Here is a 13,403-nt window from a genome sequence, read left to right on the forward strand (position 1 = left end):
CAATGTCACTGTTTATCCTCGCTGATACCAGATTAACCAGGATGACCATCAACACGAGCTCTAGTGAGTACAGGAAAATAAATTACAGTAAAAATAGTAAAAGCAATTACCCATAAAATAGCTGAAATAACATACGCATCTAATACCGAAATCGGCATTAATACCACCAATAATGTTCGCGTTAACAGTGAACCGAATAAGCTCATAAACGCAATAGTCATCCAGCGCCCTACCTGTAATTTACGTCCTGTATGTCCTAATGAAACACGCGCCATCATCGCAAGTATCATTGCCCCAATACCACCAATAGCGATCAAATGAATACCTATTGTCGAGCTCATATTATTATTTAGGTAGCTCCCACCAAGCCACGCTAAGCCGAGAATCAATGATAAATAAGCCGCATGTAATGACCATAGCAAAGGTACTCTTATGGCCTTGTTACTACGCCAACGACAAAAACGAATTAAATTAGTCACAGCAGCAATAATATACACTATTGCCAATAAACTCGATGAAACGACACCTGGATAAATAGTAACTATCAATAATATCCAAATGGGAATGAGCGCTGCGTATTCTATTACTGAAATTCGTGTGATCGTTGCGGTTTTTGTTCCTCGCGATGTAAAAAATGGAATAACTCTCCCCCCAACAACTAACACCACTGCCGCAATAATCGTTAACGTTGCTAATGCCGTTGCTTTTAAATCATCAGGGATAACTTTAAGTACCATCAAGTGATATTTTACATTTAATAAAGTAAACATCATTAGAACAGGTATAAAAAATACGTTACGCCACTGCTTGACTCGAATAATTGGAATAGCTAAAAAAATAGTTGCGACGACAATCCAAGCACAATCTACGATCATCCATAAATAACTCGGCGTTGAAAAAATTAACCCTAAGCGCGCAATTAGCCATAAACTAAATAAAAATGCTAACTTGGCGCCTTTTACCCCCGTTTGCCCGGTCCACGTCTGCACTGCCGTCAATAAAAAGCCAACAATAACCGCACCAGCAAAGCCAAATAACATTTCATGGCTATGCCACCATAATGGATTACCATACATCAACTGACTAATATGAGTATTACCCGACCAAAATAAGCCCCATAATGCTATCGAAACGACAGCATAAACTGCAGCCCCTATAAAAAACGGGCGAAATGCGAGCCTAAATATAGGGGGGATTTTTTCTTCTTGTGCCCGATCAATAATTTGCATCATACTACCTCACTGTAAACATGCATAAATTATACATGTTTACAGTGGTATTTCTACTTTTTCGCTGTTTACTTTTATTTATCTGAATTTACAACAAAAAAATAGCTACTACATGACTGTAATAGCTATTTAGCTTTGAATATGCTTAATCATCTTCGCCGACATAGTCAACGGGACGAGTAATTCGTTGAATATCTAATATCGAAATTTCACCCTGCCAACGTGTTTTCACGACACCAACACTAAGCCAATAACGACCTTCAGGAAGACTCAATTTCGGCAATGATGTAGGCCAATTTGAATCAGACTCTTGACTCCAAATTGCGTGCCATGTTGTATCATTAAGATCATACAATTTAATGTTTAAAGTAGGCGATGGACAATTACCATTATTTTTTTCGATATTATCAATTCGCCATGTTTTACTGTCTTTCCAACTAATTTGTTGTTTATCAGCTGGTGCAGTTAGAACAATCCATCCAATCCATGGTGGCTTATTTTCAGCGGTAATAGATAGCTTGTATAAACCTGCTGATACAGGTTCATCTAGACGTTGTGTTTCAACAGAAAAATATCCGCCATCATCGATAAATGGTGCGCCTTGCAATAAGGTCTTATTTGGCCATTTAGTCAGACTAATATTAGTAATATCACTGCGTGTCAGGCCAACAACAGAAATCTTCAATAATTGTTGATTTAGGTTCTGTTCAACTTGGCGTTCAATCGATAATTTCGATAACCATGTTGGTAAAACCTTGCGCTCAAGGCTATGTCCACAATCTTCACTAATAGCAAGATTAAGCAACTGATCGAGATTATTAGCTTTAACACTATTTGGCGATTGCTGCCATGCTTGGATAATCGTTTGAAAAACGGCGGCGGTATTATCTTCAAGTAATTCTTTATGTGCCATCGTATAAAGATCTTTGGAGATAAACCAATCAGACGATGCAAATGCACTCGATGAAAACAACATCGAATGCATTAACAATAATCCCATAAGCCAGCGTTTGGGCTTTTTAATTCTCATGGAATGCGGACCTAAACCTTATGGTTTCATTCGGTATCCGACACCACGTAGTGTTTCAATCTCAATATCAGGCAATTTTTGACGTAATTGCAAAATATGAGTATCAACGGTACGTGTTGTTGGGTAATGGTTATAACCCCAAACTTGATCTAATAATTCATCACGAGTAAACACACGGCCTGCATTTTTAGCTAGGAATACTAACAGCTCAAATTCAGTACGTGTCAAAGTCACACTTTCACTACCATGAAAAACTTCACGGCTTTCTTGATTGATGCGAATATTACCCACAGAAATAATATTAATGGCAGCCATATCGCCATCTTCACCACGAAGATGTACTCGAACGCGTGCTAGCAATTCTTCTTCAGCAAATGGCTTAGTTAAATAGTCTTTTGCACCTGAATCTAACCCGATCACTTTATCGTTAATTGAAACCATTGCTGTTAGTAAGATAACAGGAACATGTTTCTTTTTTAGCCAACCTGATAAATAGTCGAGTGAATCACCTTCCGGTAATTGACGATCAAGTACAACAAGATCAGCATCTTTCCATAATGCATCGACTTTAGTGGCACAATCTGCATATAAGCAATTGTATCCAGCTTGCCTTAGGCAATCGAGTAAACCATCAGCAAGGTTACGGTCATCCTCAACCAGTAGCAGAGTTTGATTCACACGGTATCTCCAAAATAAACGTTGTAGGTGGACCAATGAGTTTCATTCGGCCCCCCATTCTATTAATCATCGATTCAACAATTGTCAAGCCAAGACCTAAGCCTTTAGAACTAACAAATGGTTTTCTTAAACGAGACCAATCTTTTGCGCCTAATTGTCCTTCATCTTGGACAACCAGCTTCAAAATCCCATTTTTATACGATGACGATAAACTAACTGGTGCTACACCATATTTATGAGCATTAGACAATAAGTTATCAAGACAAGTCCCTAGCCAATAAATATTAACAAGGACGCTTCTATCCTCACCTAATTTAAGTATAACATCATATTTTTCAGTAATATAACTTAGCCATTCATTCAGTGATTCAATTTCTTGAACACTTAATTGCTGTTGATTAGCTTGAAGGTAGTCTTTACTCGCTTCAGCTAATTGACGTAATCGTCGAGAATCTTCAGTTAAACGGCGGAATTCGTCATATAAACCTTCTGGCAACTCATCAAAATGACGTCGAAAACCTTCAACAGTCATTGCTAAGCTCGCAATTGGAGTACGTAATTCATGTGTTAATATTTGCAATACTAACATCCGCTCTTCCATCGTACGGCGGCGGATTCTGAATCGGTAAATACCCCAACTCAATAATAATCCAGCATTCATCACAAGTAAGCCTATCAACAAATAATAGGTTACATGCGACTTATTATCTTCTCGCCAACAAATATTGCCGTTTTTCGCTAGACAAAAATCATTATGATCCAAGCGTTTAAAGTGCAATTGGTAGCGATTAAGCATTTTAGACCATGTTACTTGATCAAAAACACGGTATTCATTGTCATTGCGAACCCAAAGTTCGCCATTTGATATAAAAAATTGTGCGCCAGAAATAAATGCATGGATCTCATCATTATTCATTCGCTGCAATCGCCCTAGAATCGTTGTTGCTGCTGCGATTGGACGTTCTTTTATATGTAAATATTTGCTGTACTTGATCGCCATATCCGGATGTTGCTGAATATAACGATACGCATAACTACCACCACCGGGATGAATATACCCTGAACGTACAAACCAACTCGATGGTAATTGTGTTTTAAAACAAATAGCACGAGTAAATACAACAGGTTGAGTAACTAATGGCGATAATGGCCATGGTCCCTTACAAGTTAACGAATTATGATACAACTGACGTAATGCATTCAGTGGGTATTCACTCGTTTGCGGTAGTAATGTTTCAGGCAATAATAATGGCCCTGGATATAAGCTCTGAAGTTTACGAAAATCGTATGTTGCTAAAGGCTTACGTTTCAATATATCAGAACGAACCGCATTTAACCGTTCTGGAAATGTTTGAGCTTCTGCAAATGACGCTGCAGAAAAGAATAAAGAAAAGACTAATACATACGTTTTCATGCTTTTAGTTTAACATTATAGAACAGTGTTTTGTCAAAAAAATGTCAGAGCAATAACCACTTAAATCTATTGCTTTTTTAACCTCCAACATTTACTCAAAACACATTCTTTTGTTTATTAATAATAAAACTACTCAATCTTGAGTAGTTTTATTCATACTACGGATATTTTTATAGATGTACAAGAATAGATAAACATGATGTTTTCATCGTGCCAAACACTATATGCGCACACTACAATATAATGATTCAAATAACATTAATGCCTAATAAGTGAGTTAGCTCTATGGTACAGATTAGCTGCCTCTATTTAAAATCACACAAAAACTATAACCAACTGAATAAAAACGTAAAAAACAAAGTATAACGATAAACTATACTTTGTATTATAAAACATATGACTATCTCATTTTTCTCGTTTTAAGAGCTACATCATGTTTTATTAAACAGCATAATTTAACTAATTAGTTATTATGACTAAAGTAATCTCCCCCTTAATATGAAATCGCAACTTTATAACCATCAGTTCGATTCATTTAACACCTGATTAGGATGAGGAGAAACAATAGGATTCATTTTAGTCAAAGGCAAAGTGGTTAACAAATATTCTAAAAAAGCCGTAAACTTAGGCGTTAACCGCTGGCTTACTGGGTAGACAATATGGATATCAATATCTGAAGCTTGGTATTGATCCAATACTCGAATAAGTTTTCCTGTATCTAGTGCATGAGCAACCATAGGATAAGGCTGTAATGTAATACCTAGCCCTTGAATTGCCGCAAGCAATTGTGCTTGACCATTATCAATAATCAATCGTGAATGTAGGTTCACCATAAAATCACCGTCACTACCATGAAAGCGCCACATTTTTTTGCTTTCTGATAGATGACTATGCAGACATTGATGATTATTGAGATCTAGTGGATGGTTGGGAATTCCATGCTGCTGTAAATAAAGTGGTGAAGCACAGGGGATATTTTTATAGCTGATCAATTTTCGAGCAATTAATCGACTGTTTTCAATCTCACCAAGACGAATAACCGCATCAAAACCTTCATTAATCAGATCAACACTACGATTTGTAAGCACTAATTCAATATCAATCTCATGATAATCGTGCATAAATTTCGCGATAACTGGCGTAAGTATGTACCCAACGGTAATTGACGAAGCAAGCTTAATTAGCCCTCTTGGCGCATTTAAAAAACGAGAAGCTTCATCTTCTGCTGCTTTAAGTTCAGCTAAAACCGTTTTACAGCGTTGATAGTATTGCTGTCCTAGTTGAGTAAGACTTTGCTGTCTTGTTGATTTATTAAGTAATTTTGCCCCTAAGCGTTGCTCTAAATGGCGAACGTGTTTGCCAACCATTTGTGGGCTCATTTGTTGTTCTTCTGCAACAGCAGAAAATGACCCTAATTCCACGGCCTGAACAAAGACTAACATACTGGTAAATCTATCCATAACTATTCACTTTGTGACTTTAGTCCAAAAAATTAGAAACTGTCAGTTTCGAGATTAAGTGTTATTTGAGTGTTTATGTTCTTTATAGTAGCGAATAAAATGCCGAAATAATATTCCTATGACAAATACTGCCCGTTATAAATGGGCGCTCTATTTTTTAACACCTAATAATAACTACAGAGAAAAGTATGGTTACTTTGTTTTCCCCGCATCAAATTGTCCTTGGAGGATTCAGCTTACCGCCATTATTAGTGTCGGGATTGTTAGCATTAGCTTGCACCTCCATCACCATACGCATTTTGAATAAGGTACGATGGCATCGTTTTTTTGTGTCACCACCTTTGGTTGAGCTGTCGTTAACAATTATTTACACCGTGTTGATTGGCACGTTTGTTATTCCTTCTTAACCTTAAAGTTGTTTGACTCATGAATTTAATTAGACGAATTGGTTTTACTGCAGTATTGGTATTGTTAGCGATTGCCGCCATTATTTGGAAATATCAGCAGTATTTGATCAATCCTTGGACACGCGATGCGCAAGTTCAGGCACAAGTTATAACAATAGCACCACGTGTAACAGGCCCAATTGTGGCTTTAAACATCAATGATAATGAAAAAGTGACCGTTGGGCAGTCTTTATTCAATATAGATTCAAGTACTTATAAAGTCGCCCTAGCCCAAGCTCAGGCATCATTAACCCAGGCTAAAGTTTCGGTATCTGAAGCTAGTGAGCAATTTAATCGCTCATCTGCAATGAATCGAGTAGATCCTGGTGCTGTATCAAAATTAAAAATTATTAGTTTACAAAATAATCTTAGCTCAGCAGAAGCTGAGGAACAGCAAGCGCAAGCCAAAGTAGATCAAGCTCAACTCAATGTGAATTTCACGCAAGTTAAAGCCCCTGTTAGCGGCTACATTACCAATTTAAAAGTACAACTAGGTACGCAGGTGGTGGCTAATAAACCGGTTGTTGCTTTAATTGATAACAAAACATTTTGGATTCAAGCTTTCTTCAAAGAAACTGACGTTCAGCACATTCATCCAGGAGCGCATGCAGTGGTAACTCTAATGGGTTACCCAGATAGCCCTATAAATGGCACTGTAACCAGTATCGGTTTTGGTATTAACCCAGAAAACCCAACCTATGACGGCAACTTATTGCAAAACGTTAACCCAACATTTGAGTGGATTCGTTTAGCACAACGTCTTCCTGTTCGTATCCATTTAGATGCACTCCCGAAAAATGTCGTGCTACGTGTTGGTACTTCCGCTTCTGTTATTATTAAGTCACAACAGTGAATATATCAGTCTTATATGAACGCGCTAAACTGCCAATTAAGGTTGCTTTAACGTTAAGCATCGCAATGATGATTGCTATCTGGCTAGGTTGGGATCGCCCTTATTGGGCTGGTTTGGCTGTAACTGTGATGTCAATGATGGAAACCAGTGGTCATTCTTTACGTAAAGGTAAATGGCGTTTAGTTGGTACATTTTGCGGTACAGTTTGTGCCTTCTTCTTGTTGGCTTTTTTTGCACAAGATGTAGGAATTATGATGGCCTTATTCACCTTGCTGGTGGGTATTAGTGGCTATATGATTTTTAATCCTCGTTATGGTTATATCTGGGCCATTACTACCACCGTCTGCTCTCTCATTCTGGTTATGGGAGACATGACCCCGATCAATGACTTTAATCTAGCCACTTTACGTTTAGAAGAAACCTTATTGGGTTTTATTTGCCATATTGTAGTGTTTAGTGTCCTGTGGCCACAATCAAGTCGACCCGTTTTTGAAGATGCGGTACTGGATCTGTTAAAGCAACAACAAACGAACTTAATAAACCGCCGTCACCAATTAATTAAAAGCGATCAACATACCGTAACACAACCAGCATTAGGTGAAGGTTTGAAATTGGTTATGCGCTTACAAGATCTGCTGTATGCAGCAGAAGCTGATAGCTACAATATTTTACGTGAAAAAAAATCATGGCAATATATTATCGAAATAGGTGATCAGTGGGCAATTGCTATTGGTCATTTAACTGAAGCAATAGATTTATTAAAAGAAGCCAACTTGGATGATGAAAAATCAAAAATTGACTCTATCTTTATGTATTTATTACATAACTTTCAACAATGCGAAGCCATAGTCAAAACAGAAAAATCCCCTAATAAGAGACAAATCACCTGTTTCCAATATATAAAATTGGGTTTACACCCAGAAACAGATATGCATACACAAGGCGCTTTGTTGCTATTAGAACGTCAATTGAACAACATGGCAAAGTTAAGTGATGAATTGGTCTTAGCATTTTATTCGGCTTATTCAGGAGATCGTTGGTATCGCGATGAACAATCCTTACCTAAACCGATAAAGCGTTGGTCATTAGACACTGAGCGTTTAATTGCATCATTCAAAATCATGTTGATCGTTTCAAGCTTAGTGTTCATTTGGTATTACTATAATCCACCTGGTGGATCATTGATGATCGCCCTTGGCTCCATTTTTGGTTTGACGTTTATTGGTCTCCCTTTTGCGAACATGAAAACTATCTTGGCTTATATTGTAGGATGGAGTGGCTTTGTTCTACTTGAATACATCTTTATTATTCCATTTTTAGATCAGCCGTATCAAATTGCGTTATTTTATTTTTTTAGTACTTTTTTTATTTGGTTTAAATTTTCAGGCCCTAAATACTTAGTTTCACGCGTCATGGGAACAATGATTCTAATCATTAGTACGAAATCCGTTATGTGCTTAACACCCGTTTATGATCCCAAATTAGCCATATCTATTTTAGTATCACTTTCCATTGGTTTATTGCTGATTATTTTCTTTAATGATTTTCCATTTTCAGCTCAGCCTGAACGGGTTATGTTACGACGTTTGCAGATGTTAAAAAATGTGTTGGCGTGGCAGTTGCGATACGCAGTAGCAACAATACAAGAACGTCGCCGTTGGTGGATGCCCATTGTAGGATTATTGTATAATATTCGTCCCATTAAGTTAGTTATGGGCGCAGATAATGCAGCAAAAGCGATTAAATGGAAGAATTTCCCTGAAGTAAGCGAAGATCAAGCACATGTGATTATTCAACGTTTGTATCTGTTAGTTCTGCGGATTAACTCACTCAAAGATGGTTATGCGAAATGGCGTTTAAACACCAAAGACGACCTAGCGCAATCCATGGTAAAAGACAGTATATTACGTATTGCTACTGCTTTAGAACATACCGATGGTTATCAAAACCTGCTTGTATTAGAGCAAGAAATGTTATCTTTGTATAACGACGTCCACCGTCGAATTCATTTGATTGATCGGCAAGTGGAGATTGAAGGTGATATCTCTCTAGAGGAAGCATTAAACTTACATCGAGCACTCGCTTCACTTGGCTTACTTGTGAATGAGTTAAAAATACTCAGTGAAGCAATGGCCGAGTTTGATTTTAAAGCTTTAGAAATTCAGTACTTCACCGTATAAAATAAAAAAGGACTTCCGAAGAAGTCCTTTTTATTTAACTAAAATCGATTAAAGATGCTCAAGAATCTTCAAACATGTATCTTTCGCGTCGCCAAACAACATTTGGCTATTGTCTTTAAAGAACAATGGGTTTTGTACCCCAGCATAACCAGTATTCATTGAGCGCTTAAACACAATCACGTTACTTGCATTCCACACTTCAAGAACAGGCATACCAGCAATCGGACTATTTGGATCTTCCATTGCTGCTGGGTTTACGGTGTCATTTGCACCAATAACTAATACCACATCAGTTTTAGGGAAGTCATCATTGATTTCATCCATTTCTAATACAATATCGTACGGTACTTTTGCTTCAGCAAGTAATACGTTCATATGTCCAGGTAAACGACCAGCTACTGGGTGAATACCAAAACGCACCTCTACGCCTTGAGCACGTAGTTTATCGGTGATCTCATGAACAGGATATTGTGCTTGAGCAACAGCCATACCGTATCCAGGAGTAATAATCACTGATCTTGCATCTTTCAATAATTCAGCAACGTCTTCCGCAGTCGTTTCACGGTATTCGCCGTATTCTTCATCAGCTGTCGATGCTGCACCATCTGAACCAAATCCACCTGCAATAACACTGACAAATGAGCGGTTCATTGCTTTACACATGATGTAAGACAGAATAGCACCTGAAGAACCAACTAATGCACCAGTAACAATCAGTAGATCATTCGCTAGCATAAAGCCTGCTGCCGCCGCTGCCCAGCCTGAGTATGAGTTAAGCATCGATACCACAACTGGCATATCTGCACCACCAATAGATGCAACCAAGTGATAACCAAATGCAAAGGCAATTAGTGTCACTAGAATCAATGCAACCATTGAGCCTTCAGCGTTAACAAACCAAACCAACAATAATACTGATGCAATCAGCGCTACAAGGTTAAGCTTGTGACGATGTGGAAGCATTAATGCTGAAGATGATACTAAACCACGTAATTTAGCGAAGGCAACCAATGAACCAGTGAAGGTCACAGCACCGATGAATACACCAAGGAAGACTTCAACCAAGTGTATATTCAATTTAACGCCACTGAGGTCGCCGTGATGTAAAAATGTATTAAAACCAACTAGGACTGCCGCCATACCCACAAAACTGTGTAGCATTGCAACCAACTCTGGCATTTCGGTCATTTCTACTCTTTTCGCATAGAAAATACCAATAGCACCACCGATGATCATCGCTAAAATGATCCAAACTGTTGCTTCAGAGTCTGGGCCAAAGATAGTGGCGATCAGTGCGATAGCCATACCCGCCATACCGAAATAGTTGCCTTTTCGTGCGGTTTCTTGCTTGGATAACCCAGCAAGTGACATGATAAACAATACGGCAGCAACAATGTATGCCGCTTGTACGATTCCTGCAGACATGTATTACTCCTTATTTATCTTTACGAAACATTTCTAGCATCCGTTTGGTAACGGTAAAGCCACCAAAAATATTGATACTAGCAATGAGAACAGCAACAAAAGCCAACACAGAAACAATTCCGGAGCCTTGTCCTATTTGGAGTAATGCACCCACAATAATGATGCCTGAAATAGCATTAGTTACAGACATAAGTGGTGTATGCAAAGAATGACTAACATTCCATACGACGTAGTAACCAACAACACACGCTAGAACAAAAACCGTAAAGTGAGCAAGAAAATCTGGCGGAGAGTAATGACCTACCCATGCAAACAATGCAATGCCTGCCGCCATCATGCCGTATTTCTTAACTGGAGACATTGGTTCAGCTTTTTTAGGCTGTACTTTTTCTACCGCTTTTGGTTGTTGAGAAGCTGCCGATACTTTAATTGGTGGTGCTGGCCATGTAACTTCACCCGCTTTAATCACCGTTAAGCCACGTAAAACTTCATCATCAAAATTAATATCAATGTTGCCGTCTTTTTCTTTACATAGTAATTTTAATAAATTAACTAAGTTAGTACCGTAAAGCTGCGAAGCTTGTGTTGGTAAACGACCAACCATATCGGTATAACCAATAATTTTGACACCATTAGCCGTTGTAATGACTTTATTCGCTTCTGTATAAGCACAGTTACCGCCATTAGCCGCCGCTAAATCCACAATCACACTACCCGACTTCATTGAGTCGACCATTTCTTTGGTGATCAATTTAGGCGCAGGACGTCCCGGAATCAGAGCTGTTGTGATGATAATATCAACATCTTTTGCTTGCTCTGCATATAAACGCTCAGCCGCTTTGTTGAACTCATCTGACATTTCTTTGGCGTAACCATCACCCGTTGAAGTATCTTCTTTAAAATCGACCTCAAGGAATTCAGCACCCATTGATTCGACTTGCTCTTTCACCTCAGGGCGAACATCAAACGAACGAACGATAGCACCTAAACTACCCGCAGCACCGATAGCAGCAAGACCTGCGACACCTGCTCCTGCAACGAGAACTTTTGCTGGTGGTACCTTACCTGCAGCAGTAATTTGGCCGGTAAAGAAACGTCCAAACTCATGTGCAGCTTCAACCACAGCACGATAACCAGCAATATTCGCCATCGAGCTAAGTGCATCTAACGCTTGCGCGCGTGAAATACGAGGAACGGAGTCCATCGCCATCACATTAATATTTTTTGTCGCTAATTTTTCTAATAACTCAGGATGCTGTGCTGGCCAAATAAAGCTAACTAAACTCGCACCTTCTTTTATTAGTTCAAACTCATCAATACCCGTAACAGGATCAACCTGAGGAGCATTCACTTTTAAAATGAGATCGGCTTGCCATACTTTTTCAGTAGAGGCTAGTTCTGCGCCAGCGGCTTCAAAAGCTGCATCATCAAAACTTGCTAATGCACCCGCTCCATGTTCAACAACAACGCTGAACCCCATTTTTAATAACTGCTCAACCGTTTTAGGTGTGGCAGCAACTCGCGTTTCATTCGCGAGGACCTCTTTTGGTACACCAATCTGCATTATTATTCCCTGAACATTGGCTATAGATAAATATTTTGTATCCAACCTTAAAAGCAATAGCAAGCTTTTTACAGTTAAAATCAAAAAATCACACAAATTTCATTAAAAGACAACATTGCCGTCATTTAACACTGAAATATAAGCACCTTTTCATCCGTGACAAAGAGGTTAAAAAACTTGTATTACAAAATGTTAGCGATATCAACCAAGTCAAAAAAACTACTCAGTTGATCTTTTCATTGATATTGCTTCAAACTAATTTAAAACAATTCAATTTTAACTAAAATGCAACATTTCACTGCTGTTTTTAGTCGTTAAAAACAAGATACCCAGCAAACAACATGATTGCAATGAAATATGTTGTATATGTGACATTTATTTAAACATCCGCTCTCCTGTCTGATCAATAAACATCTGTGCCTTTTTGATCATAAATGCTTCCGCATCCGATTTTGAAGGTAAAAGATCAGAACGAATAAAGTGATGTGTTTGGGTTGTGTCATCAATTTTTTTACAGATTCGTCCAGCAATACGAAATTGCCCACCTTCCTTTTGCGGATCGGGATAAATCAAGTAACCATTATATTCAATCGGTTCGATTACTACTGTTTCTGTCGTTTCTTTATTGCCAAACAACCACGAGAATAAGCCCATTACTACCTCATTTTATTTATTAACTAAACTAACTATTGTGAGTCACTTTCTTCAATATCATAACAACATATCGATAAGCTACTTTAATATCAAAATATCAATATCATCTCATAATAACTATTTATTACGGATGTAAAAAAACCAGCACTAGGCTGGTTTCTTATCTTATCGATGCAATTATATGTTTATTTGTAGTATCGCATTAACGATAAAGACCAATATCTTTTTGAATATGTAGCGGCAAATCAGAGATATTACGCGTTTTTGGTACCGAAACCGAACGACTGAATAGAATGTCACGGGCATGAACTAACAGGCCTTTAAACGTCAATGAATACGTTTTTTGATCATTCATTACTGGTGCTGGAATAGAATCAAAATCAAATACCTGTGCCATGATACCTCTCGAATTAAGCCGTTACAAATGGGATTGGCAGCATAATAACGTAACGTTAAAGAGATTGAACAAT

12 protein-coding genes are annotated in these 13,403 nt (G+C 38.2%); 3 read left to right on the plus strand and 9 right to left on the minus strand.

What is annotated here, in order from left to right; all coding sequences use genetic code 11:
* Positions 1-32: 32 nt before the first annotated feature.
* From PPBDW_RS15960 to PPBDW_RS15980, 5 genes are all read right to left on the minus strand, one after another.
* Positions 33-1,232: an NnrS family protein gene (locus PPBDW_RS15960; RefSeq protein WP_341534700.1), complete on the minus strand. Its 1,200-nt coding sequence runs from the start codon at positions 1,230-1,232 to the stop codon at positions 33-35.
* A gap of 142 nt (positions 1,233-1,374) precedes the next feature.
* On the minus strand, positions 1,375-2,259 hold the full coding sequence (locus PPBDW_RS15965; RefSeq protein ID WP_080888804.1) for a DUF2861 family protein: 885 nt from the start codon (positions 2,257-2,259) through the stop codon (positions 1,375-1,377).
* 18 nt (positions 2,260-2,277) lie between these two features.
* Positions 2,278-2,937 carry a response regulator transcription factor gene (locus PPBDW_RS15970; RefSeq protein WP_036790237.1) on the minus strand — a complete coding sequence of 220 codons (660 nt, stop codon included), beginning with the start codon at positions 2,935-2,937 and terminating at the stop codon, positions 2,278-2,280.
* Entirely contained in the window at positions 2,912-4,351 is a 1,440-nt protein-coding gene (vxrA, locus tag PPBDW_RS15975) for a sensor histidine kinase VxrA (protein ID WP_036790240.1), read from the minus strand. The genes PPBDW_RS15970 and vxrA overlap by 26 nt, the downstream gene beginning before the upstream one ends.
* A 521-nt stretch (positions 4,352-4,872) precedes the next feature.
* The gene (locus PPBDW_RS15980) at positions 4,873-5,811 is read right to left on the minus strand and encodes a LysR family transcriptional regulator (RefSeq protein ID WP_054262133.1); all 939 of its coding nucleotides are present in this window, start codon (positions 5,809-5,811) and stop codon (positions 4,873-4,875) included.
* A gap of 188 nt (positions 5,812-5,999) precedes the next feature.
* On the opposite strand from PPBDW_RS15980, the gene PPBDW_RS22925 reads away from it, so the two are divergent.
* Genes PPBDW_RS22925 through PPBDW_RS15995 form a run of 3 tightly spaced genes read left to right on the plus strand, consistent with a single transcriptional unit; the run spans position 6,000 to position 9,290 of the window.
* The gene (locus tag PPBDW_RS22925; protein ID WP_080888805.1) at positions 6,000-6,218 is read left to right on the plus strand and encodes a DUF1656 domain-containing protein; all 219 of its coding nucleotides are present in this window, start codon (positions 6,000-6,002) and stop codon (positions 6,216-6,218) included.
* Between the two features lie 19 nt (positions 6,219-6,237).
* The gene (locus PPBDW_RS15990) at positions 6,238-7,110 is read left to right on the plus strand and encodes an efflux RND transporter periplasmic adaptor subunit (protein ID WP_036790242.1); all 873 of its coding nucleotides are present in this window, start codon (positions 6,238-6,240) and stop codon (positions 7,108-7,110) included.
* Complete coding sequence (locus tag PPBDW_RS15995; RefSeq protein ID WP_054262134.1) at positions 7,107-9,290, plus strand: FUSC family protein; 2,184 nt, start codon at positions 7,107-7,109, stop codon at positions 9,288-9,290. Before PPBDW_RS15990 ends, PPBDW_RS15995 begins: the two co-directional genes overlap by 4 nt.
* A gap of 48 nt (positions 9,291-9,338) precedes the next feature.
* Here the strand turns inward: PPBDW_RS15995 and pntB are convergent, their stop codons facing one another.
* The 4 genes from pntB to PPBDW_RS16015 all read right to left on the minus strand — a co-directional run bounded on the left by pntB (position 9,339) and on the right by PPBDW_RS16015 (position 13,330).
* Complete coding sequence (pntB, locus tag PPBDW_RS16000) at positions 9,339-10,715, minus strand: Re/Si-specific NAD(P)(+) transhydrogenase subunit beta (RefSeq protein ID WP_036790245.1); 1,377 nt, start codon at positions 10,713-10,715, stop codon at positions 9,339-9,341.
* Between the two features lie 10 nt (positions 10,716-10,725).
* Entirely contained in the window at positions 10,726-12,279 is a 1,554-nt protein-coding gene (locus tag PPBDW_RS16005) for a Re/Si-specific NAD(P)(+) transhydrogenase subunit alpha (protein WP_036790248.1), read from the minus strand.
* Between the two features lie 375 nt (positions 12,280-12,654).
* Positions 12,655-12,933, minus strand: a complete 279-nt coding sequence (locus tag PPBDW_RS16010; protein ID WP_036790250.1) for an HlyU family transcriptional regulator — start codon at positions 12,931-12,933, stop codon at positions 12,655-12,657.
* Positions 12,934-13,135: 202 nt separating this feature from the next.
* Complete coding sequence (locus tag PPBDW_RS16015) at positions 13,136-13,330, minus strand: hypothetical protein (protein ID WP_036790252.1); 195 nt, start codon at positions 13,328-13,330, stop codon at positions 13,136-13,138.
* Positions 13,331-13,403: the final 73 nt, after the last annotated feature.

Origin of the sequence: Photobacterium kishitanii (assembly GCF_000613045.3) — a bacterium.
GTDB classification, from domain to species: Bacteria; Pseudomonadota; Gammaproteobacteria; order Enterobacterales; family Vibrionaceae; genus Photobacterium; species Photobacterium kishitanii.